General features: G+C 51.7%; 25 protein-coding genes and 2 pseudogenes. 5 read left to right on the top strand and 22 right to left on the bottom strand.

Annotated features, from left to right (window positions below; genetic code table 11):
- The first annotated feature begins 36 nt into the window (after window positions 1-36).
- Window positions 37-996: a hypothetical protein gene (locus B5D40_RS03570; RefSeq protein ID WP_078775797.1), complete on the top strand. Its 960-nt coding sequence runs from the start codon at window positions 37-39 to the stop codon at window positions 994-996.
- A gap of 275 nt (window positions 997-1,271) precedes the next feature.
- Here the strand turns inward: B5D40_RS03570 and B5D40_RS03560 are convergent, their stop codons facing one another.
- Entirely contained in the window at window positions 1,272-1,469 is a 198-nt protein-coding gene (locus B5D40_RS03560; RefSeq protein ID WP_144319675.1) for a hypothetical protein, read from the bottom strand.
- A gap of 36 nt (window positions 1,470-1,505) precedes the next feature.
- On the opposite strand from B5D40_RS03560, the gene B5D40_RS16295 reads away from it, so the two are divergent.
- Window positions 1,506-1,640, top strand: a complete 135-nt coding sequence (locus tag B5D40_RS16295; RefSeq protein WP_255404476.1) for a hypothetical protein — start codon at window positions 1,506-1,508, stop codon at window positions 1,638-1,640.
- A gap of 115 nt (window positions 1,641-1,755) precedes the next feature.
- Here the strand turns inward: B5D40_RS16295 and metK are convergent, their stop codons facing one another.
- Window positions 1,756-2,949, bottom strand: a complete 1,194-nt coding sequence (gene metK, locus B5D40_RS03555; protein ID WP_078775795.1) for a methionine adenosyltransferase — start codon at window positions 2,947-2,949, stop codon at window positions 1,756-1,758.
- Window positions 2,950-3,097: 148 nt separating this feature from the next.
- Between metK and B5D40_RS03550 the strand changes: the two genes are divergently transcribed.
- A complete protein-coding gene (locus B5D40_RS03550; RefSeq protein ID WP_078775794.1) occupies window positions 3,098-3,859 on the top strand; it encodes a Nif3-like dinuclear metal center hexameric protein in 762 nt (253 codons plus the stop codon).
- Window positions 3,860-3,966: 107 nt separating this feature from the next.
- Here B5D40_RS03550 and B5D40_RS03545 read toward each other — a convergent pair whose 3' ends face one another.
- From B5D40_RS03545 to B5D40_RS03535, 4 genes and pseudogenes are all read right to left on the bottom strand, one after another.
- Window positions 3,967-4,554, bottom strand: coding sequence for a hypothetical protein (locus B5D40_RS03545; RefSeq protein WP_073303422.1), 588 nt, complete (start codon window positions 4,552-4,554; stop codon window positions 3,967-3,969).
- A 77-nt stretch (window positions 4,555-4,631) separates the two neighbouring features.
- Window positions 4,632-4,766: a hypothetical protein gene (locus tag B5D40_RS16290; protein WP_255404475.1), complete on the bottom strand. Its 135-nt coding sequence runs from the start codon at window positions 4,764-4,766 to the stop codon at window positions 4,632-4,634.
- A gap of 41 nt (window positions 4,767-4,807) precedes the next feature.
- Entirely contained in the window at window positions 4,808-5,089 is a 282-nt protein-coding gene (locus B5D40_RS03540; protein WP_143394315.1) for a hypothetical protein, read from the bottom strand.
- A pseudogene (locus B5D40_RS03535) lies at window positions 5,043-6,773 on the bottom strand (TIGR02171 family lipoprotein); the annotation flags it as partial. The gene B5D40_RS03540 and the pseudogene B5D40_RS03535, both read right to left, overlap by 47 nt.
- A 203-nt stretch (window positions 6,774-6,976) precedes the next feature.
- On the opposite strand from B5D40_RS03535, the gene B5D40_RS03530 reads away from it, so the two are divergent.
- Complete coding sequence (locus B5D40_RS03530) at window positions 6,977-7,780, top strand: exodeoxyribonuclease III (protein ID WP_073303321.1); 804 nt, start codon at window positions 6,977-6,979, stop codon at window positions 7,778-7,780.
- Between the two features lie 231 nt (window positions 7,781-8,011).
- Here B5D40_RS03530 and B5D40_RS03525 read toward each other — a convergent pair whose 3' ends face one another.
- The 16 genes and pseudogenes from B5D40_RS03525 to B5D40_RS16285 form a co-directional block, all read right to left on the bottom strand.
- The gene (locus tag B5D40_RS03525; RefSeq protein WP_078775791.1) at window positions 8,012-9,436 is read right to left on the bottom strand and encodes an NADH-quinone oxidoreductase subunit N; all 1,425 of its coding nucleotides are present in this window, start codon (window positions 9,434-9,436) and stop codon (window positions 8,012-8,014) included.
- 4 nt (window positions 9,437-9,440) lie between these two features.
- Window positions 9,441-10,952, bottom strand: coding sequence for a complex I subunit 4 family protein (locus B5D40_RS03520; RefSeq protein WP_233134211.1), 1,512 nt, complete (start codon window positions 10,950-10,952; stop codon window positions 9,441-9,443).
- 9 nt (window positions 10,953-10,961) lie between these two features.
- On the bottom strand, window positions 10,962-12,875 hold the full coding sequence (gene nuoL, locus B5D40_RS03515) for an NADH-quinone oxidoreductase subunit L (protein ID WP_078775790.1): 1,914 nt from the start codon (window positions 12,873-12,875) through the stop codon (window positions 10,962-10,964).
- Window positions 12,868-13,173, bottom strand: coding sequence for an NADH-quinone oxidoreductase subunit NuoK (nuoK, locus tag B5D40_RS03510; RefSeq protein ID WP_078775789.1), 306 nt, complete (start codon window positions 13,171-13,173; stop codon window positions 12,868-12,870). The genes nuoL and nuoK overlap by 8 nt, the downstream gene beginning before the upstream one ends.
- Window positions 13,170-13,712: an NADH-quinone oxidoreductase subunit J family protein gene (locus B5D40_RS03505; RefSeq protein WP_078775788.1), complete on the bottom strand. Its 543-nt coding sequence runs from the start codon at window positions 13,710-13,712 to the stop codon at window positions 13,170-13,172. Before B5D40_RS03505 ends, nuoK begins: the two co-directional genes overlap by 4 nt.
- Window positions 13,709-14,149, bottom strand: coding sequence for a NuoI/complex I 23 kDa subunit family protein (locus B5D40_RS03500; protein ID WP_181949968.1), 441 nt, complete (start codon window positions 14,147-14,149; stop codon window positions 13,709-13,711). The genes B5D40_RS03505 and B5D40_RS03500 overlap by 4 nt, the downstream gene beginning before the upstream one ends.
- Entirely contained in the window at window positions 14,146-15,228 is a 1,083-nt protein-coding gene (gene nuoH, locus B5D40_RS03495; protein ID WP_078775787.1) for an NADH-quinone oxidoreductase subunit NuoH, read from the bottom strand. The genes B5D40_RS03500 and nuoH overlap by 4 nt, the downstream gene beginning before the upstream one ends.
- 3 nt (window positions 15,229-15,231) lie before the next feature.
- On the bottom strand, window positions 15,232-16,371 hold the full coding sequence (locus tag B5D40_RS03490; protein ID WP_073303309.1) for an NADH-quinone oxidoreductase subunit D: 1,140 nt from the start codon (window positions 16,369-16,371) through the stop codon (window positions 15,232-15,234).
- Entirely contained in the window at window positions 16,372-16,809 is a 438-nt protein-coding gene (locus B5D40_RS16445; protein WP_369832898.1) for an NADH-quinone oxidoreductase subunit C, read from the bottom strand.
- A gap of 336 nt (window positions 16,810-17,145) precedes the next feature.
- Window positions 17,146-17,625: pseudogene (locus tag B5D40_RS16440) on the bottom strand (NADH-quinone oxidoreductase subunit B); the annotation flags it as partial.
- Window positions 17,616-18,002, bottom strand: a complete 387-nt coding sequence (locus B5D40_RS03480; RefSeq protein ID WP_073303305.1) for an NADH-quinone oxidoreductase subunit A — start codon at window positions 18,000-18,002, stop codon at window positions 17,616-17,618. The gene B5D40_RS03480 and the pseudogene B5D40_RS16440, both read right to left, overlap by 10 nt.
- A 12-nt stretch (window positions 18,003-18,014) precedes the next feature.
- Window positions 18,015-18,599, bottom strand: coding sequence for a hypothetical protein (locus B5D40_RS03475; protein WP_073303303.1), 585 nt, complete (start codon window positions 18,597-18,599; stop codon window positions 18,015-18,017).
- Window positions 18,596-20,743, bottom strand: a complete 2,148-nt coding sequence (locus tag B5D40_RS03470; protein ID WP_078775786.1) for a RelA/SpoT family protein — start codon at window positions 20,741-20,743, stop codon at window positions 18,596-18,598. The genes B5D40_RS03475 and B5D40_RS03470 overlap by 4 nt, the downstream gene beginning before the upstream one ends.
- A 196-nt stretch (window positions 20,744-20,939) precedes the next feature.
- Window positions 20,940-21,713, bottom strand: a complete 774-nt coding sequence (locus tag B5D40_RS03465; protein WP_095849448.1) for a TatD family hydrolase — start codon at window positions 21,711-21,713, stop codon at window positions 20,940-20,942.
- The gene (locus tag B5D40_RS03460; RefSeq protein WP_073303300.1) at window positions 21,661-21,990 is read right to left on the bottom strand and encodes a hypothetical protein; all 330 of its coding nucleotides are present in this window, start codon (window positions 21,988-21,990) and stop codon (window positions 21,661-21,663) included. Before B5D40_RS03460 ends, B5D40_RS03465 begins: the two co-directional genes overlap by 53 nt.
- Window positions 21,991-22,031: 41 nt before the next feature.
- On the bottom strand, window positions 22,032-22,160 hold the full coding sequence (locus B5D40_RS16285; protein ID WP_255404457.1) for a hypothetical protein: 129 nt from the start codon (window positions 22,158-22,160) through the stop codon (window positions 22,032-22,034).
- Between the two features lie 89 nt (window positions 22,161-22,249).
- Between B5D40_RS16285 and nifJ the strand changes: the two genes are divergently transcribed.
- Window positions 22,250-25,825, top strand: coding sequence for a pyruvate:ferredoxin (flavodoxin) oxidoreductase (gene nifJ, locus B5D40_RS03455; protein WP_078775784.1), 3,576 nt, complete (start codon window positions 22,250-22,252; stop codon window positions 25,823-25,825).
- Window positions 25,826-25,864 lie beyond the last annotated feature (39 nt).

The raw sequence follows: 25,864 nt of genomic DNA, 5'->3' as shown, positions 1-25,864 counted from the left end.
GCAGCCATCTGTTTTTGTATATTGGAAGCCTGTTTTATGCGTTTTCGCTTTTGTTTGATAGTCCTGCTCTGGGCGACCATTTTATTTGCCGCGGAGGGTGCCGATTCTTCTTCGTGGAAAACGGAGCTGGAAAACCGCTTTTCCTTTGTAGGCATTTTCTTGCCGCACCAGTCCTTGCGCAATTCGGAATCCCTGCACAAGTGGCCCTTTTTTCTCACGGCGTCGCCCATGGGTTGGAATACGAGCTTGCGGGCGCAGCGGGATTTTGGGAAGTGGATAACGCCCAAGGCTTCTTTGAACGGGGATCTTTTTTTGTTCGGGCTCGGGATTCGGAGCGACCTCTCCTTTGAATTCTTGCACCTTTTGGAAGTGGGCGTTCAAGGGAACGTCAGCACGGCCATCAACTATGGGAGCGTAGCGACTTTCATGGGAACCTACAATCCGGAAAAAAAGGACTACGATTGCGATGCGTTCATGACGCGATTCCTTTTGGGCGTGAACTACCATGCGACGCTTTCCATCCCGCTGATGGCGTTCCTTCCCAAGACCGCCTGGACGAAATGGATTCTGAAACCGGGAGCGACTTTGACTTACATGCGCTATACGGGTGCGGACGACGGGGAAGTCTGGAAAGTGGGGACGGAGATTGCCGCAAACGGTTACAGCTGGCAATACGGGGCGACGTTCATTTGCCTTTTGCCGTTTGCGCATTTTCCCATGGCGATGGTCTCCTATGGCGTTCAAGGGATTATGCACAAGTCCGATTATGATGCTGTCTATGATCCCTACGACCCGGAGTTCAAGCGCATCCATGTCACTCCTCGGCTTGCCGTCAAGTTGAACGAAAATTGGGCGGGAATGCTGATGACGGTCGTTTCCCGCAACCGTAAATACCGAAACGTCCGCTATGAAAGCAACCAGGAACTTCTGCAGGAACGGACCGGGCACGAGTGGATGCTGTCGATGATTATGTTTGTGATAAGTCGAAAGTTTTGAAACGGAAATTTTGCTGCGGGAGACTGGCCCGTTTTTTGTTCTTGCTGGCATTGCTTGCGAAATTTCGGATTCTTGGGCGTGCCCTGCCGTTGGCGGTCGGTGTGCTACGGGCTTACCGCTGGTCGGCGCTTCGCGCTGGCGCATCAAAACTGCGCCACCCTTCGCGTACCTCACGCAAAAGCCTAAAAGAAACTTTTCCGATGAAACAGGAATGCTTTTACAGAAAGAATAAAGCCGCCCTTCAAGGACCACCTTTCGACTAGTTCGACAAGTGGTTACCGAGCTTGCCGAGGTGCACTAACCAACGGCTGCAGTGCTTCGACAGGCTCAGCAACCAGCGGCTGCAGTGCTTCGACAACCGGTCCCTGAGCCTGTCGAAGGGCAGCAACCGGTTGGGAGTTGAAACTGATAACCGAAAACTGATAACCGACTTCTACTTGTGAAAGAAAATGCTCCATTTGAAAAAAGTTCACTCTTGCGGAAAAATTTTAATTGCGAGTATTTGGTGGATGATTGTCTATAATTTCCGAAAAATTTTTGCGGAAAAGAATTTGTATGCAAACCGAAAGGCCATTCTTTCTGCTGGTGTGGTTGCATTTTTTGCCGTGGCCGACGCAGAGAAAGAGCCGGTTGGTAATGGATAACCATTCTCGGCACCCCGTTTTCGCAGAAATTTCTCTTTAGGACAGGAACAATTTTTTGAGAAAAATCGAATGGCATCCATCAAAAAAGGATTCCGCCGAACGGAATCCCGAAAGTCTAGCAGGCTTTTACCATCTTTTTGAGCAGAGCCGCTTTGTCCGTCTTTTCCCAAGTGAAGCGTTTTCCGGTGCGCCCGAAATGCCCAAGTGCTGCAGTATCGATGTAGCCGGGCTTTTTCAGATCGAGCATTTCGACGATTCCTGCGGGGGAAAGGTCAAAAACTTTTTTGACGATGTCTTCGATTTTTGAATCGGCAATTTTTCCCGTGCCAAAAGTATTGACCAGAATGGAAACCGGTTTTGAATAACCGATGGCGTAAGCGAGTTGGACTTCGGCGCGATCGGCGATTCCCGCTGCGACAATGTTCTTGGCGACATAACGAGCCGCATAAGCACCGGAGCGGTCCACTTTGCTCGGATCTTTTCCGCTGAAAGCTCCGCCGCCGTGCCGTCCCATGCCGCCGTAAGTGTCCACGATGATTTTACGCCCGGTCAGTCCGCAGTCGCCGTGCGGTCCTCCGATGACGAATTTTCCCGTCGGGTTCACCAAAAAACGGGTATTTTTATCCAGAAGTTTTGCCGGGATTACCTTTTTAATCAATTGGCTCACGATGGTCTTTTGAATCTGGTCGTGCGAAAGCTCCTTGCCTTTGAAAGAGGCAGCGTGCTGCGTACTGATGACAACGGTATCCACTCGAACAGGTTTGTTCTCTTCATCGTATTCGACGGTGACTTGGCTTTTGGCGTCCGGGCGCAGCCATGGAATGGCACCCGATTCGCGCAGATTCTGGATTTCTTCCATCAATTTGTGGGCGAGGGAAATCGGCAACGGCATCAGTTCCGGAGTTTCATTGACGGCGTAGCCGAACATCATTCCTTGGTCGCCTGCGCCCTGCTTGTCTTCTTCCTTGCCGACGGCAGCTTTGGCGTCAACACCTTGGGCGATGTCCGGCGACTGCTTGTCCACGGCGACGATGACCGCGCAGCCTTTGGCGTCAAAGCCGAGTTCCGAATCGTTGTAGCCGATATTTTCAATCGTTTTTCTGGCCAGCGCCTGGTAGTCGAGTTCGGCCCGGGTCGTAATTTCTCCGGAGATGACAACAAGTCCCGTATTGACCAGGGTTTCGCAAGCGACGCGGCTGTTTTTGTCGGCGGCGAGCGCCGCATCGAGAATGGCGTCGGAAATTTGGTCGGCGACTTTGTCCGGGTGGCCTTTGGATACGGATTCAGAAGTAAACAGATAGTGAGCCATAGTATTCCTTTATTGTTCTATGCGTAAATGTAGAAAAACGCATAGATTGTGGCAATGGGTGGCGGCCATTTTAAACAAAAACTCTTAAATACGCAAAAACAAGGGAAAAGTTTTATCAAATCGGGTGATTTTACGCTAAATTTAACGCATGGAATTGCAAAATTTTTCAAAATGGCTGGATGAATTGCTGGAGCCTGCGGCATTTCAGGACTATTGTACGAATGGGCTTTGCGTGGAAGCCTCGTCGCGGATTTCGCGGGTTGTTACCGGGGTCAGCTTTCGGGATGCGCTAATCGATGCGGCGATAGAAAGAAACGCGGACTGCATTTTGGTACACCATCCGAACGGATTTTGGAAAAACGAATCCCGCATTCCGGTGGGGCGTTACGGCGAACGGCTGGGGCGGCTTTTTCGGCATGGCATTTCCCTTTACGGCTTCCATCTCCCTCTAGATGCGCACCCGGAAATCGGAAATAACGCTTTGATTGCCAAAGCGATGCAAATGAATCCCGTTCAGGGGTTTATGCAAGAGGGCGAAAAACGCGTCGGGGTGATTGCGGAATGGGATTTTGCCATTTCCAAACAGGAATTTTTAGACAGGGCGAACGCCGCTTTTGAACACGGCGTACAAAATGCGTTTCTATTTGGCTCTGAAAAAATCAAGCGGGTCGGCATTTGCAGCGGCAGCGGGGCCAGCGGGATGGATGAAGCGATTCGCTTGGGCTGCGAGGCCTTTATCACGGGTGAAATCAAGGAAGCGGTTCCCATTGCTTGCGAAGAAGGCCGTTTTAATTTGATTAACTGCGGGCATCATCGCACCGAAATTTTTGGTGTACGTGCGCTGGCAGAAAAAATAGAGCGAGAATTGAAAATTCCAGCCACCTTTGTAGATTTTGACAATCCTATTTGATTTTAGGCATCCACTAAAATTCCTTCTTGAAAAAGCGGCACTCCGCCGCTTCTCCTATTTTTCACCTTCAAGCGTTCTTGACTTTCGACTAACCTCTGGCCTCTAATTTATTTTTTCTTTTGGCTGGCTAAAAAGGTAAAATCCTCGCAGGACATTTCTTCGAGGCGGTTTCCCATGGCCTGATTGCGGGTTCTTTCGTTGCCCATTTTTTCGGGAATGCGGAAGCAGTATTCGTATTCCGTACCGACATCCGTCGGGATTGTCAATTTGAATGCCCGGATGCGGTCTTTGCGTTTGTGGCTGGCATTTTTATAGCCTTCGTGATATTCGTAACGGTTGGAAATTTTTTTCAGGCGCGTATTCTGGTCAAAATGGATATCCTGGACAATTTGGCCGTTGAGTTCGATGGGGAAGTTGCCGGGAATGCGCAATTCCGTTTTTCCGTTCGCTTGAACGATTTTGGCGTCTTTGGGATTGACCAGATAGCGTTCCTTGGCGATGTTGCGGTAGGATTTGAAGCGAACCGTCCGGACTCCGCAGAGCTCCCGCATATCGGGCTGCTCTACAAAATCGATTTCTCGGCACGCCGGTGGCATATTATCGGGAACTTCCAGATTGCTGCCGTCAGAGGTTCCGCCGCAGGCGGTAAGCAATAATAAAGAAACGCTGATTCCTAGTACAAATCGAAACTTCATGAAGCTAATATAATTACAGCTTTTGCAAAACGCTTGTGAAAAAAGAAAAATTTCGCATTTCGGGCTGGCGGGAAAGTTTATTGCGGAATTTTTTGCAGAAGGGAATCCAATCGAACGGTCAATTTTTCGGCACCGAGCAAATTCAGATGGTCGTCGTTCGCAAAAACCTGCATGGAGTAGTCGTTTTTCCCGTTTTTATATTCGTCCAGCACGTAAAAATTGCTTTTTTGGCGGGCAAGGGAATTGACAAAATTCAGCAGGATTTTGGCGTCTTCGAGGGATGGTCCGTAACGCCCCCACGTCCCGTTTGAAATATAGCGCGGGGATTGCGGAAAATGACGCCGACGACATTCACTCCGTAGCTGTAGGCCAAATCGATAATGGAAAGCAATTTTTCCTGGTTGAATTGGGCGGCTTTCGTGTCATAATTCCTAAAAGTGATTTCCGGCGTGTCGCTGTATCCGGCCGTTATGGAGCGATAAAGTCCATTATGATGGCTGTAAAAGTTGTATTCGTTTAGGATATTGTCCAGCACGACTTCCGCCATATTGGAAGGTACGCCGTTTTGCCAAAAAATCATGCCGCTCGTCATAGATGTAGCCTGGAACTTCGTTGTAGAGTGTCTGGAATGCTTCGTCGGTATAGCTCCAGCGATCCAAATCCAAAGCGATGACAAGCGTTTTCAGTTTTTCGAGTGGCAGGTAGTAGTTGGCGATAAGGAATTCGGTCGCCGCCATATCTTGGCCGGAATAGGAATAGTTGAAAGCTTCGGTGTTTCCGGTCGTCGTGAGCAGAGCCGGATCCACGCCCGCAAAAGTTCGGGATGATCCTGTAATGGCGATTTGCGCTTTAGCTCTGTTTGTCCAGAACAGATCCATTTTCACCTTCATGATGCGGCTGCCGATGCTCGATGTTTCCGTCATATAGATGCCCAGGCTGTCCGCGGCATATTTGTCGGATGGCAGGCGGTTCCGGTTAGGAGAAACCCAAAGGGAAGGATGCCAAAGTTCGTTTCCTTCGACAAGGTGGAGCACGCTGGAATCCCGAGTATCCACAAGGACAATTCGGGAATGCCCGCCGTCTGCATTGACCAAAGTGGCGACAATCAGGTCGGGAACGTTCGTCCATTCGGTATGGTCGAAGGTGTAACCGTCGGGAGCGGGAATCGCCTGGACGAGTTTTCCCGTACTGTCCGCGATTAGAATGTATTCGTGCGGGGTGTAATTCTTGCTGACAAATTCTCGACCGGTCTTGCCTCCGAAATCCAGAAAGAGCACGCGTTTTGTGGAATCCGGAGCGAGCGAAACGTTGCAGGCCTGTTCTCCATGATACCAGACCGTATCGTTTCCGCCGATATGGGCGCGCAGCAATTTGGCTCCCGTTACCGCGAGAGAGCCGTCGTCCGAAATTCCGCCATGATAAGAGCCATTGAAAAGCAAAATTTCTTCGTCAAAATTCTTTTTTGAAAATGAAACCGCTGCCGTTTTCCCTTTGAAAAATGGGGTTTCGTTTGTATTGTCTCCGCCGTCGGTTGCAAAATAGATCAGCGTGTCTCCGCCTTGGATTTTCCAACGGGATTCAGCGGCGGAAGTTTGCGAGTAAAGGAAGACGCTGGTGTCGGCAGCGTTGAACGGTTGTACATAGAGCGAGTTAAATCCGGAAATGCCTTCGGGGAGTGTCGTGTAGGCAATCCATTGCCCATTCGGGGAAATATTCGGGTGGTAGGGTTCGCTTTTCGTTTGTATTTCAAAAAAACTGTTGGAACCGATGGCGTATTCGACAACGACAATTTTTCCGATTTCATCGTCGCGAAAGGCAAGTCGCGCCAGAGTCGTTCCCACTTTCAGTTTGAGTTCTTGGGAAGAAGCTAGAGCTTTGGCCGTCGAAGAGTTCGGCTTTTCCGCATCAAAGGAATTTCCGTCCGGAATCGGTCCTAGAGCCAGGCGAAAGCCCACGTAGTCCGCTTTGGTCGAAGAAGTGACGGTATAAACGTCTCCCCGCGAATAGATGTGCATATTCGATGCGCTGGAACGGAAGCGGCCCCCTTTGAGAATTCGCATACCGATGGCACCGCCGTCGGGGGAGCCGATAAAGTTGGAGACGCTCGAGTCCTGGAACGCTCCCAAGAAATCGTTTACCCATTCCATGGCGTTGCCCGCCATGTCGCAAAGAACCGCCTTGAGGTCGCTGGTGCAGACCGGGTGCAGCGAATCACTGGAGTTGGAAGAATTCTAGGATTTTTGGGGACTGAAAGCGATGTTTTGGGCGGCAAAGGTCCACTCGGCTTCGGTGGGAAGCCTGTATCCGTTTTGGGAAGGCTGGAAGGCATTGGCCGCGAGAACTGCGCGTAATTGGTAACGCCTGTCTGAAACTGGTGTCGGCGGATTCCCTTTTTGGATTTGAATAATCTATCTTTTGCGCCATGCGCATTTATAGTTGGAATGTAAACGGCATCCGTTCCGCAGAGAAAAAAGGATTCGCCGATTGGTTCAACCAAACCCGACCGGAACTTCTCTGCTTGCAGGAAATCCGGGCCGAAAAAGAACAGGTCCCGGAAAGCATCGTCGCTCCGGAAGGCTATTTCTGCTACTGGAATTCCTGTCAAAAGAAAAAGGGTTACAGCGGAACGGCGATTTTAAGCCAGATAGAACCGGACTCCGTGGAGTATGGATTCGGGATTGATGAGTTCGACGAAGAAGGTCGCGTGGTTCAACTGGTGTTCCCGGATTGGGTCTTGAACTCCATCTATTTTCCCAATGGCGGTCAGGGCGAAGACCGGGTGGATTACAAGCTCCGTTTCTACGATGCGTTTCTGGATAATTGTCTGAGCTGGATAAAGCGGGGACGCCACGTGGTGACTTTGGGCGATTACAACACCTGCCACACGGAGATGGATATCGCGCGTCCCGCCGAAAATGAAAACGTGAGCGGTTTTTTGCCGGTGGAGCGCGCCTGGATAGACAAATACATTGCCGCCGGATTTGAAGATACTTTCCGTACTCTGCACCCGGATGCGCGGGACACTTACACCTGGTGGTCGAATCGGGCGAACTCTAGGGCGCGGAATGTCGGTTGGCGAATCGACTACGCTTTTGTGGATGCGGGGCTTTCGCAAAATGTGAGCGATGCGCAAATTTACACCGAAGTGCTCGGTTCGGATCATTGCCCGATTAGCGTGGATTTGGAAATGCCTTTTCCTCCGATTTCTACGGAAAAGCAGGAATAGGTTTGGCGCGATGGCGCCTTTGCATTTTTGCGTGAGGCATGCGGAGGGTGGCGCGGATGCGCCAGTGCATAGCACCGACCAACGGGTAGCCCGCAGCTCGCCGACCCGGCGGCGTGAAAATTTTCATTTTGCCTTTTGCCGCCGGGGCACGCCCGACTTTTCAAAAAGTTCCTTTTGATTTCCTTTTGGCTTTGATTCTAAAAAGCCGGAACCGGAGTCGGATTTTTCCGTTCAGCTTCCGAGAACGCTTTGGATATTCGTGCTGAGGAAAGGAAGGACGCCGACGAGGAGGACGCTGGCCGTGAGAAGGACGACGCAGATCTTTTGCCGCCGGTTGATGGCTATCGGGGCGAGGTTTTCGTCCGGCGAGTCCACCCAGGCGCTTTTCACCAGTTGCAGGTAGTAGTAAAGCGCTATCACGTTGTTGATGCAGGCGAAGGCGATGATGAAGTAGGCGTGGGAGTGGGCGGCACTTTCAAAGAGGAAGAATTTGCCGACGAATCCGGCGAGTGGCGGGATTCCAGCGAGGCTGAACGCGGCGATGGCCGTGGCGACGGCCAGACTCGGGCATTCCTTGGAAAGGCCGGCGAGGGAGTGGAAGCTTTCCGGACGCTTTTGCCCGATGATGCCGAAAACGAAAAACGCCAGATAATTGGAAAGCGCGTAGAGGAAAAGGTAAAAGACAAGCGCCGTTTTCGCTGTGGTTTCGGGACCGATCAAGGCGACGAGAATGTATCCGGCCTGCGAGATGGAACTGTAGGCCATGAAGCGGCGTAGGCGAGATTGCTTGAGCGCACCCAGCCCGCCGGCGAGAATCGTAACTCCGGCGAGGACGGAAAGGAAGGGAATCAATGCGTCGTGAATGGCGGAGAGAGGACCGTAAACGAGGACGGCGACGAAAGCGATGGCGATGGTCTTGCTGGTGACAGCCAAAGCGGCGGTGACGGGAGTGGGCGCGCCTTCATAGACGTCGGGAGCCCAGGTGTGAAAGGGGAAGAGGGTGAGCTTGAATCCGATTCCGCAAAAAAGGAAGAGGGCGGAAATCCAGAGCAGGGGATCCATCGGGCTTTCGGCGACGGCCTGGGCGATGCCGTCAAAGCGCATGCTGCCCGAAAATCCATACAGGTAACTGAGTCCGAACAATTCAAATGCCGTGGCGACGCTTCCCATCAAAATGTATTTGGTGCCGGCTTCGGAGCCTTGCGGATCGGCCTTGTTCCACGCGGTGAGCGCATACATCGGGAGCGTGGCGAGTTCGAGTCCCAAAAAGAGAGAGAGCAGTTCGTCTGCGGATACGACGATGAACCCTCCAAAGGTGGCGGCGGCGATGGCGGCGGAAAATTCCGGAAACTGGTGCAGTTGGGGCTTTCCGTCGGCAGGGTGGTCAAAGTAGTCTTTGGCAAAAAGCAGGGCGAGCAGCGTGCCCATCACAAGGACTTCCCGCATGAGAATGCCAAAGCTGTCGATTTTCCAGTTGGAAAGGAAAGTCTGCGTTCCCCCGACCAGAAGCGAGTTGAGCAAAATGAAAACGCCACCGAAAAACAGAACGGAAAAGACGAACGGCAGCTGGCGTTTTTTCGGAAGGAGCAAATGCAGCGTGACGACGGCAAAAGGAAAAAGCAAAAGCAGAATATCGGGTAAAATAAAAGTTGTCATGATTTTACCTCATCAGGTTGGCGTAGATGGGAGCGATGGCCGTGTCGAGAAATTCCGAAATCCAGCCGGGGAAGAGTCCGATTCCCAAAAGGCAGAGTGTGATGATGATCAGAGCGACTTTTTCGGTCCAATCCGCATCGGGAAGTTTTTTGAATTGTTCGAAGCGGACGGGTCCGGAAAGCATCCGGTTGGCGGTTTGCAGAATATAGACCGCTGTAGCCGTAATCGAAAGGATTCCCAGAATGGTGATGACTCGAATATGCGGAACGGGGCTTTGGAAGCTGCCGATAAAAATGGATGTTTCGGCGACGAAGCCCGAAAGCCCGGGAAGTCCGAGTCCCGCAAATCCGGCGATGGTGAAGGCTACGCCGAGGAATGGCATGATGCGCATGAGTCCGCCCATTTCATCGATGTTGCGGGTGTGGGTGCGACCGTAAATCATGCCGATGCTCGCAAAGAAAAGTCCCGTCAGAAATCCGTGGGAAAGCATTTGCAATGCGGCTCCCCGGAATGCCAAAGGGGTCGCAGCCACGAGTCCCAAAAAGATAAGACCCAGGTGAGAAATGGAGCTGTATGCCGTGATGTATTTGAGGTCCTTGTGGCGCATGGCGATAAAGCAGGCCACCGCGACATTGAAGATGACGAGCACGGCGATGTAGGGCAGGTAAATTCGGGCGGCTTCCGGCATCAAATAGATGGCGATCCGAAGGCAAGCGAAGGGACCCATTTTCATCATCACGCCAGCGGCGAGCATGGAAACGGCCGTCGGAGCGGAAGCGTGACCGTCCGGCGACCAGAAATGGAACGGAAAAAGAGAACCCGAAACGGCAAACCCCATGAAGAGCATCGGGAACGCCCACATCTGGAAATTCATCGGAAGCTTCACGTCGGCGAGTTCGACGATGTTCCAAGTTGTTGCTCCGCTTTCGATAAAAATGCCGAACAGGGTTGAAAGCACCATGGCGGAACCGAGCGCCAGCGTCAGCGTGAGTTTTTTGCCTCCGTAATCCTTGTTGCCCGTTCCCCAGCCCGCAATCATCAGATACATGCAAAGGGCTTCCATTTCGTAGAACACAAAGAAGAGGACCAGGTCGAAGCTCATGAATACGCCGTAAACCGCGGTGCCCAAAAGCTGCATCAGCGCGAAAAATTCCTTCTGCTGCTTGTCCACTTTCCAGCTGGCGAGCATTCCCGTGAAGACGATGACGGCCGTCAAAAAGACGAGGAGAATGCCGAGAGCGTCGGTTGCCATCGTGTAATGGGCGTGAATCGCCGGGAGCCATTCAAAATCCGTCAGAAATTGGAGAAAGGGCTTGTTGCCTTCGGGAATGCCGAGCGGCATGGTCAGCGAGTACGTGTGAAAAACGAGCCACGAGGCGATGGCCAGCGAGATTCCGGCGAATAGCAGATGAATCCGTTTGATTAGGGCGGTATGCTTTCGGGAAATCGGTGCGCATACAAGAACCGCAACGAGCGGCAGAATCCAGATGGAATTGAAAAGGACTGTGCTAATCATACTAAACCTTTAGATGGGAAGTCCGCCGAGGTAACGCCACAGGATGACGCCGACGATAAGCGTGCCGATGTAGATGGAAAGGTAGCCCGTCTGCATTTCGCGGACAAGCGTTCCGGCAAAGTGGACTACGGACGTGACCAGCTTGAGAATCCCGCCGATGACGTAATCTTCAAAAGCTCGTGCGCAGGCGGCGACTCCCCGGAAAATAAACTGGCGGGTGAATGCGTAATAGCCTTCGTCGAAGTAGAACTTGTGATAGACGGTTTTGTAAAGCGCGGACCGGTTTGTGGAATCCAGCGCACGGGAGATATTCGTTTTCGGGCTGGCGTAAAGGACCCATGCCACGGCGATTCCCAAAATGCCGGCTCCGGTTGCCAGATAAGGAACGTAGGGAGTCAAAGAGGAGGCGGTTTCCGGTAGGTGCGCAGCGGAACTGTCGAAGAATTTTTCAAAGAACCCGCGGCAAAGGAATCCGCTGAAAAACGATGGAACGGCAAGACACACGATAGGCAAGGTCATTGCGAAATCCTCCTTCGCGTGGGAAAGGTCGGCGCGAGGCTTCCCGTGGAAAGCGAGGAAGAAAAAGCGGAACATGTAGAAAGCCGTCAGCGCGCTGGTGACAAAGCCGACCGCAAAAATAAACGGATGGCCGGAGGCGATTGCGCCCGAAAGGATTTCATCTTTGGAGAAGAATCCCGAAAACGGCGGAATGCCCGAAATGGAAAGGCACGCGATGAGGGCGGCGATATAAGTGAACGGCATTTTTTTGCGGAGTCCGCCCATTTTGTCCAAATCGTTCGTTTCCACTTGGTGGATCAGGGAGCCGGCGACCAGGAAGAGCATGCACTTGAAAAAGGCGTGGTTGAAAACGTGGAAGCTCGCCGCTGCGGTTGCCGAAACTCCAAGCCCGAACATCATATAGCCGAGTTGCGAAAGGGTCGAGTAGGCGAGAATCCGCTTGATATCTTTTTGCGTGCATGCGATAACCGCTGCAAAAATCGCCGTGAACGCTCCGACGGTGCCGACAATTTCCAGTGTGCCTTCGCAAGAGGCAAAAAACGGGAACATCCTCGCGACCAGATAAACACCGGCGACAACCATCGTTGCGGAATGGATGATGGAGGAAACAGGTGTCGGACCTTCCATGGCGTTCGGAAGCCAGATGTGCAAGGGGAACATGGCGCTCTTTCCCCAGCCGCCGATAAAAATCAGAACGGAACCGAAGAGAAGGGCGTCCCGGGCGGAAACATCCCAGAATCCAAGGGAAATAGTTCCCGTCATCATTTCGGGCTGGACGATATTCAGCACGCCGAAATGGAACGATTTGACGACATAAGTTACAATGACAATGCCTAGCAGAAAAAAGCTGTCCGCAAAGCGGGTCACAATAAACGCTTGCTTTGACGCGGCCACGGCACGGGGACGTTCATACCAAAAACCGATGAGCAAATAGCTTGCGATGCCGACCAGTTCCCAAAAGAAATACATCTGAAAAAGCCCCGTCGCAACCACAAGGCCGAGCATGGAAAACGTGAAAAAGGAAAGCAGCGCAAAGAATCGCCCTTCCGCCCGATCCTCGCGCATATAGCCCAGGCTGTAAATGTTCACAAAGAAAGCGATGACGGTCACGACAAAAACCATCATGGCCGAAAGCGGATCCAGCAAAAAGGCGGCTTCGGCAATCAGGGTTTTAGAAAATGCGAGAAAGGGAAATTTCCAAGCGACAATCGCCTGCGGTGCGTTTCCGGCGAAATAGGCGACGACCAAGGCGATCGCATAGAGCATTGAAAACCCCGAAAGGACGACGGAAAGAGTTCCTGCCGCCTTGCGGTGATTTTTGGCAAGAATCAAGCCGTTCACCAGAAACCCGATCAACGGAAAAAGAAGAATCCAGTAACTATGGGAAATCAGAAATTCATTCATGGAGATCCCTCAATTGGTTGACGTCCAAACTGTGATGGCGACGGTACATGCTGACGACGATCGCCAAAGCAATCGCCATTTCGCAGGCGGTGAGCGCGATGACAAAAATGCTGAACACGGCTCCGGCGGTGGCATCCGCGGCCCTGAAATACGCAAAAGAAATGAAATTCATATTCGCCGCATTGAGCATGATTTCAATCGAAATCAGCATGCCGACCATGTGCCGTTGGCGAAGTACGCCGCAGATGCCGATAGCGAAAAGAATAAAGGAAAGTATCAGGCAGTTTTCGAGGGTCATTCTTCCCCCTTGAGTTTGCGCGCAATGGTAATGGCGCAGATGAGTGTCACCAATAAAATAAAGCTCACGAGTTCAAAAGGAATCAAAAAACCAGAAGGATCCGAGGAGAGCAGGCGCAGGGCGAGCTGCGGAAGGGAAGCGTAATCGCTATGGGCACCCGGCAAAGCGGTCTGGATGTCTTTCGCTTTTAGCAAAAAACGAACCACGGTGAACAGAAGTCCGCCAGCGATAGCGAGGGCGATAAAATTTCTTGGCAGTTTGATATTCAGCGTCGCCTCTCCCAGATGGCTTGTCAAAAGGATGGTGAATATCACAAAGATGACGACGCCTCCCGCATAAACCATAATTTGCGCCATCGCGATAAATTCCGCATGGAGTATCAAATAGAGAATCGCCGTTCCGATAAAGGAAACAATCAGAAACACGGCGCTCTGCAACAGGTTTTTTGCCGTAATCGTGATAATTGCCGAAAGAATCATCGCGGCGGCGACCACATAAAAAACGATGTCCGAAAAGAGCGCGTCGGAAATAAGACTCATGCTCGCCCCTCCTTCTGGTTCAATTTCATTTCAAAACGGCTGCGGTCAAATTCGGCGAGTTCAAATTCCTGATTCATGCGAATCGCGCCAAATGGGCAACTTTCGACGCAAAGTCCGCATTGCGTGCAGGTGTCCAGCCGATAAATATAACGCCCGAGAACTTTTTTCCCGGCGATATTCTTCGTCGGCAAAACGCTGATGCTTCCGTTCGGGCAATTCCTTTCGCACATCCCACAGGCGGTGCACTTGTTCTCGCCGTTTTCATCCTCAATCATTTCCAACCGTCCACGGAAACGGGAATACATGCGAAGAGTGTCCCTGTTTTCCGGATATTGTTCGGTCACAATCCGCTTGGGTTGAAAAAAATATTTCAGGGTGACGGAAAGTCCTTTGAAAAAACTGGCGGACTGGAGAATGCGTTTAAAATAGCGGTTCATTTGATAATCCATCCGAAAGAGATAAAGACGGCACCGAGAATTAGAAGAATCAGATTCACGGGCAAGAGGAATTTCCATTCCAGACTCATCAGCTGGTCCACGCGCGGGCGCACGAATGTCCAACGGAGCATCATGTAAATCCAAATCATCACGACTACTTTGGCAAAGAACCAGACGACGCCGGGAACCATGTTCAAAATGCTATCGATAGCGGCGATTCCGATGCAGGGAGGCAGATACCCGCCAAAGAAAAAGACAGTCGCCAAAGAGGAAGTCGTCACCAGGTTGATGTATTCGGCGAGGTAGAACATGGCAAAAGCGGTGCCATTGTATTCCGTGTGGTAGCCGCCGGTCAATTCCTGTTCGGCTTCGACGATGTCAAAAGGCGCGCGGTTCAGTTCCGCGGAAGAGCTGATGAGGAACATGACAAAAGCGATAATCCCGATGACGGGCGCTTTGAAAATCCACCAGTCGATAAGGGTTCCTTGCTGGCTTAGCGTAATATCGCGAAGGCTTGCGGAACCGGCGAGCATCACAATAAAGAGAAGGACGAGGGAATATGAAATTTCATAGCTTATCATCTGGGCTCCGGAACGGAGCGAACCCAAAAGGGAATATTTGTTGTTCGACGACCAGCCGCCAAGCAGAATTCCCAAAATGCCGAAACCGTTTACCGCAATGATCAGCGGCACGGCGACGGGAATGTCGGCGACTTGCAGGGACGGGCCAAAAGGAATCATCGTGAGAGCCATAAAGGGCGCAACGAGAATGACCATCGGAGCCATGTAGTAAAGAATCTTGTCCGCGCCGCCGGGAGCATAGACCTCTTTGAAAATGAGCTTGATCGTATCGGCGACAGTCTGGATGCAGCCGTGAAAGCCGAGTCGCATGGGACCCAGACGGCATTGGACGTGGGCGCATACCTTGCGTTCCATGTAAACCAGCACCATTGCGCTTCCAAAAGCCACCGTGCAAATTGCGCAGATACACAGCAGGGCGTTAATCAGGTAGGCGAGTTCCGGAATGGGAATGTTCGCCCGAACAAAGTCGCCAATCGGATTTGTAATAGACGGAGTCATCGTTTACCTATCGATTTCGGGAATAACGGGGTCGAGGGTCGCCATGACGGCCACCAGGTCTGCTACTTTATGCCCTTTGACCATCGTGTTTAAAGCGGAAAGATTCGCAAAGCTAGGGCCGCGCGTATGGATGCGGTAAGGCTTGTCTCCGGAAGTGGCAACCACATAGGTCGCATAGAGTCCCTTCGCCGTTTCGCTCGCCGCATAATAGCTGCCCGCCGGAAGTCGAACGGGCTTTTCCTTACTGCGCCACGGCCCTTCGGGAAAGCGGGAAATGCACTGCTCCAGAATCTTCATCGACTCGTGGATTTCGGCGATGCGCACCTGGTAACGGGCGTAGCAGTCACCTTCGGTACGAATCGGCACTTGGAAGTCGAATGTGTCGTAAATGCCATAAGGGTCGTTTTTGCGGACGTCGTAATTTACTCCCGAAGCGCGGGCGACAGGGCCGGAACATCCGAATGCAAGCGCGTCCTTTTTGGAAAGCACGCCAATTCCCTGTGTGCGCTCCAGAACAACCAGATTCGTGCTGAGCAGTCTTTCGTAATCCTCCATGGCGGGCTTCAGCTTTTCCAGAAAATCCTTGACTCTGGGAATGAACGTATCCGTCACGTCGTAGCGGGAACCGCCCGGTCGGAAAAAGTTGGTCGTCAGGCGGGAACCGGTCTGCTCGTCGAAAATATCGTGGATCATTTCCCGTTCTTTAAAGCCGTAGATTAGAGGCGTCTGGCCGCCCAAATCGCCGCCGAAGCAGCCGTAGAAAACCAGATGCGACGCAATACGCCCGAGTTCCGCCATCATCACCCGAATGTACTCGCCCCGTTCGGGAACTCCAATCTGCATCCCCTTTTCCAAAGCCAGACAGACTCCCAGATTATTTTGGATTGCGGTCAGGTAATCCTGCCGGTCGGAAAGGTGAATGTATTGCAGATAATTTTGGCTTTCCGCCTGTTTTTCGAGTCCCCGATGGATGTAGCCCAGATGCGGCACGACCTCGATGATGTTTTCGCCGTCCAGACGCAGCTGCAAACGCAAAGCCCCATGCGTGCTGGGATGCTGCGGACCCATGTTCACAATAAATTCTTCGCTGTTCGGGTCCTTGAAAACTTCCTTGAATCCGGGAAGGTTGAATAGTTCTTCCATTTAGCCCTCCCTCGAAATGATGTGCGGGTGCGTAAAATCCTTGCGAAGAGGATAGCCCGGAAAATCTTCGTCCAAAAAAATCCGGCGCAGGTCGTCGTGCCCTTCAAAGGCGATGCCGAACATATCAAAGACTTCGCGTTCTTTCCAGTTCGCCCCTAAATACAGCTTGGAAAGCGACGGAGCGGAAGCCAAAATACTCTTCGCCCGTTTCTCTTCGGGAATGGAATCGTCCTTCGGAAGCGAAAGGCGCAGAAAAATCTTATGGCCTTTTTCTGAACTCATCAGCTGGGCGATCAAATCGAAGTGGTCCTTCCAATCGACGGCGGTCACGTCAATCAGATAATCCATCTGCGTTCTCGGATCGTTTTTCAAAAATTCGGCGAGAGTCAAATAGTCTTCTCTGGAAACCAGAATATCCAGCGGCGTATCGGATTCCATGGCGGCAAAAGCCTCGTCCGAAACTTCCAGCCCGTAAAGCGAAACGCCTTGGAATTTCTCCTGCGCAATGCCAAAAAGTTCTTTTTGCGAAAGTCCTTGCTGTTTTCTTGCCCGGTAGGGAACTTCCGGAAAGGTTTCCTTTACGATGCGGGTCGGACGATAGTCGGATTTGTAATCGGGATTCCGCTCTTTGAAATGCGCCCGGGCTTCCGCCATTTCCTCGTCCTTGATTTTTTCCAAAGCCTCCCAGGCTTTCTTTGCTTCGGCAAAACGGTTCCCCAGATCCGTGGAATCGATGTCGCCTTCGTGCCACGGGTGACGGTAGGTTTCCTGCCGAATTTTTTCCCGGAGCTTTAAAAGTCCATGGAAAAGCGCTTCCGGTCTGGGCGGACATCCGGGAATAAAAACGTCAACGGGAATGATGCTGGCCGCGCCGCGGACGACGGAGTAATTGTTGTAATAAAAAGGTCCACCCGAAATGGTACACGCTCCCATGCCGATAGCGTATTTGGGGCCCGGAATTTGCTCCCAGAGCATCTGGATGGCGGGAGCCATTCTTTCTGTAATCGTTCCGGCCAAAATAAAAAGATCCGCTTGCCGTGGGGAAGCGCGGAAAACTTCGGAGCCGAACCTGGCGATATCGTAGCGGGCCATGGATGCGGACATCATTTCAATGGCGCAGCAGCTGGTGCCGTAGGTCAAAGGCCAAAGGGAATTGGCGTGCGCCCAGTTCACTACATAGTCTAGGGCGTCCACGATTTTTTTTCCGCCGGGAACCGGGTCGAGAATTTTGGGCAAGTAATTGATTATTCCCATTTGAGGATTCCTTTATTCCAAGCGTAGGCAAGTCCGCAGACGAGTATCGCCAAAAATACGACGAGGTCGATGGCGACGATGACAGGCGAAAGGATGGTTTCCCCGCCGACAATCGCCTTGAAGTGGACAAGAACGGGAAACAGAAAAAGCGCTTCGATATCGAAAATCAAAAACAGGAGCGCAAAAAGATAGTAGCCGACTTTGAATTGGATTCGCGCGTTCCCGACGGTTTGCATTCCGCATTCATAAGGCGCAAATTTATTTTTGGTTTCCTTGGATTTCGGCCCTAGAATCTTGCCGAAAATGACGGCTCCACCGGCGACGACAATTCCTAGAAAAAGGAAGAAAATGAGGATAAAGTATTCGGAAAGCTGCATAATCACCTTCGATTAATAGAAATGCTGCACTTCTTGCAAAACGCCGAAAAGTTCGTTCCCGATTTCAAAACGCGTTTTAATGTGCGAGTGCAAATCGCGAAATTCCTTTTCCGTCGCGAGGTTCAAGGCGTTCAGATTTTTATGCATATTGGAAATGAATCCGAAAACGTAGGCACCGTTTTTGTTGGCTTCCATTTTAGAATCCATATTCTGCAATTCCTTGTCCATTTCAATGCGCGAAAGCAGATAGCGGGTTGTCGATTGCAGTTCGCTCAAAAAATACACGAGCAGCAGCTCTTCTTGCAAAATGCCGCGGGGATTTTCCGAGGAGTAGTGCCCGATTTTTTCAAGCTTGCCAAAAAAGACGGAAGCCTGCGCATATTCCAGACAGGCTTCGAGCGTCGTTTCACAAACGGCGATTTTTTCACCGATGGCGGCAAACCATTCGCGTCGATCGCTCACATTGGTCTGCGTCATCAAAGGGGAGAGCGCGCAGAAAGCGTAAAAAACTTCCTCGTATCGGCGGTTGCGCATTCGGCAGTTGAACGCCCGATTGCGGACGGTCTGGTCTTCAACGGGATGGGTGAGTGTCATCATAGGCGTGTTACCTCGCGAACTCCTGAAATTTTGCGGAGGGATTCCATCAGGCGTTCCAAAATGTCCCGGCGGGCAATGCGGAAAACAAGACGAATCCGTCCTGCCTTTTTGGCAGAAACGACGCTCATCCGCTCAATAAAAACCTTCGCCTTGTTCATTTCGTCCAAAATTTCGGCGGTAATGCCCTTGCGGTCGTCGGTGTCCACTTTTAAATGCACAGAAAACTCCTTTTTGGAATCGCTGTTCCATTCCATGGAAATCCGGCGGGTTTCGGGGATGTTCAAAAGACGCGTGCAGTCTTTACGGTGGACTTCAATGCCGTGTTTCGGCATCAGCGCTCCGACAATCGGCTCTCCGGGAATCGGGGAACAGCAACTGGCAAAGTGGATAAGAAGGCTCGATTCATTGCCGACTTCCACGGGCAGCTGGGATTCATCCGCCTGGTTGGTCACGAAAAGTTTCACGGGCGATTCCGGATCGGCTTCCTGGAATTTTTCCGGGTGGATTTTTTGAATGAAGCGGGCAAGCTCGGAAAGTTCCATATTGCCGAGTCCAAGCCTGTCATAAAATTCCTCGATATTCTTTACTTTGAAAAATTCGCAGATTTCTTCGGGTTTCGGCTGTTCTTCGTGCTTCTGGATTTTGAAAACCCGCAATTCCCGTTGCCACAGCTCCTTGCCGAGGGTTTGCGCTTCCTTGGCAATGCTTGTGCGCATCCAGCGGCGGAGTTCCTGCTTCGCCTTTTCGGTGCGGACGATTTCTAGCCATTCCGGGCTCGGGCTCTGGTTATGGTTGATGAGTATTTGAATGGTGGCGCCGTTGGGGACGACTTTCGTCGCACTAATCACGTCGTTGTTGATGCGCGCACCCACGCAATGCAAACCGAGTTCCGTGTGAACGGCAAAGGCAAAGTCGAGAATCGTACTCCCTTCAGGAAGTTCAATGGAGTCGCCTTTCGGAGTGAATACGGTAACGCCTTCGTTTTTCAAATCGACGCGCAAAAAGTTCAGATATTCCACGGAATCCGGAATTTCCGCCTGTAATTTGGCAAGACGGTCGATCCATTCGAGCTCTTCACCGCTTCTCTGCGTCTCGAGCTTGTAAGCCCAATGCGCCGCAAAGCCCTTTTCAGCGGTCAAGTCCATGTCCTTCGTGCGGATTTGCACTTCGACCATTTTATTTTCCGGCCCGATGACCGTCGTATGAATACTCTGGTAAAGATTCGGTTTCGGCGTTGCGATGTAGTCCTTGAAAAGCCCTTGCAGGGGCGTCCAGAGATTGTGCACGTAACCGAGTGCCTGGTAGCATTCGGGAATGGTTTCTACAATAATGCGAATGGAGAAAATGTCAAAAATTTCATCCAGCGAGCAGTTGCGGCTCAGGGTTTTCCCGTAGATGCTGTAGATGTTCTTGGTGCGCCCTTGGATAACGCAGTCAAAATCTTCCAACGCCATTTTGATCTGGAGCGGGCCCACCACCGATTTGATATAGCGTTCGCGCTCTTCCTTTGTAGAAAGAAGGTGATCGACGACCCGCTTGTATTCGACCGGATTCAGGTATTTAAAAGCCAGATCTTCCAATTCGGATTTGAACTGGTAAAGTCCAAAACGGTGGGTGAGCGGCGTGTAGATGTCGAGGGTTTCCTGAGCGATAATTTTGCGCTTCTCGGGTTTCATGTATTGCAGGGTCCGCATATTGTGCAGGCGGTCCGCAATTTTAATCATGATGACCCGCGGGTCCTTTGCCATCGCGCTGATGAATTTGCGATAGGTTTCCGCCTTCTGCTCGATTTTATTTCCCTGCTTTTGCACGGCGGAAATTTTTGTTACGGCATCTACCATAAAGGCGGCGTCTTCGCCAAATCGGGATTTGATTTCTTCAAGAGTGTGCGGAGTGTCTTCGACGACATCGTGCAATAATCCCGCAAGTACCGAAGAGGTGTCGAGTTTCATTTCGGCTATGATTTTGGCGACTTCGTAGGGATGTTCCGTGTAGGGCATTCCACTTTTGCGAAATTGTCCCTTGTGCGCATCGGATATAAACGCTACGGCATTCCGAAGCATTCCCTCGTCAAGGGCGGGGTTCTTTTTCATCAGCACATGAATAATATGTTCTTGTGTCGGTTGCAAAATTTCCGTTGGCATACCCTAAATCTATCAAAAAAACAGCGAAAAAGCCCAAATTTCGTGAATTTTGGCGGTACAATTTTGTCTTTGCGTTTAATTCGTTCGGAGGAGCGTTTGCTTTAAAAGCGCTTTTCATCGCCAAAACAGAAGAAGAAAAGTTTTTCAGCGTTGCCGAAATTAAAAAGAGGCAAATTTCGCGAATATCTAAACGAATTCAGAGGTTTTCGGAATCTCGTTCCATTTTTAGCCATTCAAAACGCCGAACGCATTCCTGCAAGTTGCTTTCCAGGGCTTCGGGGCTGGGCATCAAAAAACTTTCGTCGGCGTCGGTTTCAAAGCGGATTCTCTCTGCCGGGATGAGCGGGAGCGCGCGACAAAAGGATTTTTTGCGAAAACTGTCTAAATGCAAGGAAAATAGCGCATTCAACGCCAGCGCCCGTTTGACGATTTCCGCATCGCCAGAAAATCGGTGAAAAATCGGCTGTCCGCAAGTTGGCGAAAATCCAGCTCCTTCGAGAATTTTCAAAAGGCGACGCGAATCGCCGACCGAGTGGAGCATCAGCGGGCGTTGCATTTCCAGAGCCATTTCCGCTTGGGTTTGAAATACGCTTTCTTGGATTTCTCCGGGCGCATAGCCGGGGAAACGCTTGTCCAGTCCGCATTCCCCGACAAAGGCCTGCGGGTATTTGTGCAGCAGGGAGCGCAAGGCGGCAAGTTCTTCCCGATTCAAATTCGCAGCGATCATCGGGTGTATGCCAAAACAGGGAATCGCCGAATCTTTCCATAGAGGAAGCAACGCTTCGATTCTTTCCCATTCCCAGGGCTCGCAGGCGACAAGAACAGCCTTATAGCCACGACGGACGAGCGCTCGGGAAATTTCTTCCGGGCGGGGAAGTCGCGCGATGTGAATGTGAAAATCGAGCAAATCGAACAGGTTATTTTTCTTCGAGATGCGAAAGGATTTCGGCGGCAAGGGCGACCCGGTCATTGCAGGTCATATTGGTCTTGCTGCGAATCTCCTTGCAAAGAGTTCCTTGGGCAACCCGGCTGAATTCCTGAACAATGGCATCCTTTTTTTCGGGCATGAATTGCGTGGCGGCGTAAAGTGCTCCGCACAGGCCGTCGGGAGCACGCCCCGCACCGCAGGTTTTAAATTTTTCGACTTCGGAAGGGTCGCTTTCATGGGCGTTCAGCCAGGCGGCGGCAACGGACATTGCGCAGTTGCCCAGGTGTTTGGCGTGGTATTCTCTTGCAAAATCCTTCATTTTTGTTGTTCTCCGTTTTGCCAATATAATAAAATCCGGATTTAATATGGGCTTTTTAAAACAGCAAGTGCTTTGCTTTGGGCGGTTTCACCTCTTTTCTTGCCGTTTTTGTCAGCTATCCAAGTCGCAGGAAAAGTTCTTTTATCCTTTTTTTTGATTTTTTCCCGCATTTAGCGTCGAATAAAATGTAGTTTTATGCCCAGAATATCTCGAAAACGATGCGTTGAGATGTTTACTTAATTTTTGGAGTATCCTACCTATGGCAAAAAAGATGATTGCCGTTGACGGTAACGAAGCCACCGCCAACGTAGCTTTTCAAGTAAGCGAAGTCGCCGCTATCTATCCGATTACCCCGTCTAGCCCGATGGCCGAGCATGCGGACAACTGGAGTGCGGCAGGTAAAAAGAATATCTGGGGCCAAGTTCCCCGCGTGTTTGAAATGCAGTCCGAAGGCGGTGCCGCAGGAACGGTGCACGGAGCACTTCAGGCGGGAGCTTTGACGACCACCTTTACGGCATCTCAGGGCCTTCTCCTGATGATTCCGAATATGTACAAGATTGCGGGTGAACTCACCCCGACGGTTTTCCATGTAACAGCCCGCTCGCTTGCCGCGCAGGGCCTTTCTATTTTTGGCGACCATTCCGACGTGATGGCCTGCCGCCAGACGGGCTTTGCCATGCTGAGCTCTTCTTCCGTACAGGAATGCCAGGACTTGGCGCTCGTCGCCCACGCTTCCACTCTGGAAGGCAGAATCCCGACGATGCATTTCTTTGACGGTTTCCGTACTTCGCACGAAGTGATGAAAATCGAATCTCTCGAAGACGGCGTCATTCGTCAGGTCATTGATGAAAAATATGTCAAGGCTTGCCGCGAACGCGCGCTGACTCCGGATCGTCCGACCATGCGCGGAACAGCCCAGAACCCGGACGTCTATTTCCAGGGTCGCGAAACGGTCAATAAATATTACGAAGCGTATCCGGCAATCGTCCAAAAATATATGGACAAAGTGGCGAGCTTTACCGGTCGCCAGTATCATCTGGTGGATTATGTCGGGGCCGCCGATGCGGAACGCGTCATCGTCGTGATGGGCTCGGCCGCTTCCACCATCAAGGATACGGTCGCCTATCTGAATAAGAAGGGTGAAAAGCTCGGCGTGCTGATTGTGCGCCTGTATCGTCCGTTCCCCTCGGAACAGCTTGTCGCCGCTCTGCCTAAAACCGCAAAGAAAATTGCCGTCCTCGACCGTTCCAAGGAACCGGGTTCCGCAGGCGAGCCGCTTCTCGAAGATGTGATCACGGCGATTTCCGGTGCAGCGATGAAAGGCGAAATTGCGCTTCCGTCGATTATCGGCGGGCGTTACGGCCTTTCTTCCAAGGAATTTACGCCGGCGATGGTCAAAGCGATTTTTGACGAACTCGCCAAGGCTTCCCCGAAAACCCGCTTCACGGTGGGCATCAACGATGACGTTTGCCACACCAGTTTGGATGTCGATCCGAATTTCAAGCTCGAAAGCGACTTCTTCCAGGCGATGTTCTTCGGTCTGGGTTCCGATGGCACTGTCGGCGCCAACAAGAACTCCATCAAAATTATCGGCAACGAAACCGACAATTATGCTCAGGGCTATTTCGTTTACGACTCCAAAAAGTCCGGCTCCATGACGACTTCGCACTTGCGTTTTGGAAAGTCCATTATCGACGCGCCTTATCTCATTGAAGAAAATCAGGCGGACTTTGTGGCTTGCCATCACACGCCGCATTTGGAATCGGTCGATATGCTGAAATATGCGAAGGATGGGGCGACATTCCTCGTGAACACGCCGCATTCTGCTGAAACCGTGTGGGACACTTTCCCTCGCCCCGTACAAGAAGCGATTATTGCCAAGCATCTCAAGGTGTATGTCATTGATGCCTATGCCGTCGCTGCGAAAACGGGAATGGGACGCCGGATCAATACCGTCATGCAGACTTGCTTCTTCAGCAAGCTCGGCAACGTTTTGGATGCAGATACCGCCATCAAATACATCAAGAAGTATGCGGAAAAAACCTATGCCAAGAAAGGCATGGAAGTCGTTCAGAAAAACTGGGACGCAATCGACGCCTCTCTCGCGAACCTCCACGAAGTCAAAGTGCCGAATGCGGTAACGAGCAAAACGGAGTTCCGCGAAGCCATTCACGGCGACGCCCCGCAGTTCGTGAACGAAGTCACTGCGGAAATCATCCGCGGCAACGGCGAAAAACTGCCCGTCTCGAAAATGCCGGTGGATGGCGTGTTCCCGACGGGCACGACCAAATATGAAAAGCGCGACCTCGCTTTGGCGATTCCTAGCTGGAATCCGGACGTCTGTGTACAGTGCGGCAAGTGTGCGATGGTCTGCCCGCATGCAGCGATCCGTATCAAAGTTGTGGACGAATCCGCACTCGCCAATGCGCCAGAAGGATTCAAATCCGTGGCGGCAAAGGGCTACAAGCTTGCGGGTTCCGAAAAGCCGATGTTCACCCTTTCCGTTTCCAGTTACGACTGTACGGGCTGCGGCGTTTGCACGCAGGCTTGCATCGGCAAGGACAAAACCGACGAAACCAAGAAAGCCATCAATATGGTTCCGCAGGCTCCCATTAAAGTGCAGGAAGGCAAGTGCTGGGACTTCTTTGTGGATCTCCCGGAATTTGACCGCACCCAGGTCAATAAGAGCCTAGTCAAGCAGGCGATGCTTCTGGAACCGCTCTTTGAATTTAGCGGCTCTTGCGCGGGCTGCGGCGAAACGCCTTACGTCCGTTTGGTAAGCCAGCTTTTCGGTGACCGCATGGTCGTCGCAAATGCGACAGGCTGCTCTTCCATCTACGGCGGCAACCTCCCGACGACTCCTTGGGCAAAGAACAAGGACGGACGCGGCCCTGCTTGGGCGAACAGCCTCTTTGAAGACAATGCCGAATTTGGTTTAGGCTTGCGCCTCGGCGTTTCCAAGCATGCAAAACAGGCGGTGGATCTTTTGGACTCCCTCGCAGACAAGCTTCCTGCCGACCTCGTTAACGCATTGAAAACGCAGGAGCAAAAAGACGAAGCCGGCATCCAGGCTCAGCGTGAAAATGTCGCCAAGTTGAAGGCGGAACTTCAGAAAATCGGCAGCGACGATGCCAAAACATTGGCGGACGAATTCGCCGACTATCTGGTCAAAAAATCCGTATGGATTATCGGAGGCGATGGCTGGGCTTATGATATCGGCTACGGTGGACTCGACCATGTGATGGCAACCGGAGAAAATGTCAATATCCTCGTGCTCGACACCGAAGTGTATTCCAATACGGGTGGACAGGCATCCAAATCGACAAACCGTGGCGCAGTCGCCCTCTTTGCCGCTGCAGGAAAGCGCGCCGGTAAAAAGGACTTGGGGCTTATTGCAATGAGCTACAAGAACGTTTATGTGGGTCGCGTGGCCATCGGTGCAAACGATGCGCAGACGCTGAAGGTCTTCCAGGAAGCGGAAGCGCATGACGGTCCTTCGCTCATCATCGCCTATTGTCCGTGCATCAACCATGGTTTCGATTTGAACAACCAGCTCGCTCACCAGAAGATGGCGGTGGATTCCGGCTACTGGACGCTTTTGCGTTACAACCCGGCACTCGCCGCAGAAGGCAAGGCCCCGCTGATCCTCGATTCCAAGAAGCCGACCATTCCGGTGAAGGAATACATCTACACCGAGAACCGCTTCAAGGCTTTGACCCGTTCAAAACCCGAAGTCGCGCAGAAGCTCGCTGAAGATCTCCAGAAGGAAGTGGACGCACGTTATGCCTTCTATGACGCAATGTCTAAGGATACGGAAGGGTTGATCAGCCTGTAAGCGGTTGATGCGTCATCCTAAGCGACCGTTGGTCGCGAA

Source organism: Fibrobacter intestinalis (assembly GCF_900167415.1).
GTDB classification, from domain to species: domain Bacteria; phylum Fibrobacterota; class Fibrobacteria; order Fibrobacterales; family Fibrobacteraceae; genus Hallerella; species Hallerella intestinalis.
The sequence above is the reverse complement of the archived record's forward strand: the minus strand, read 5'-3'. Positions and strand labels throughout refer to the sequence as shown.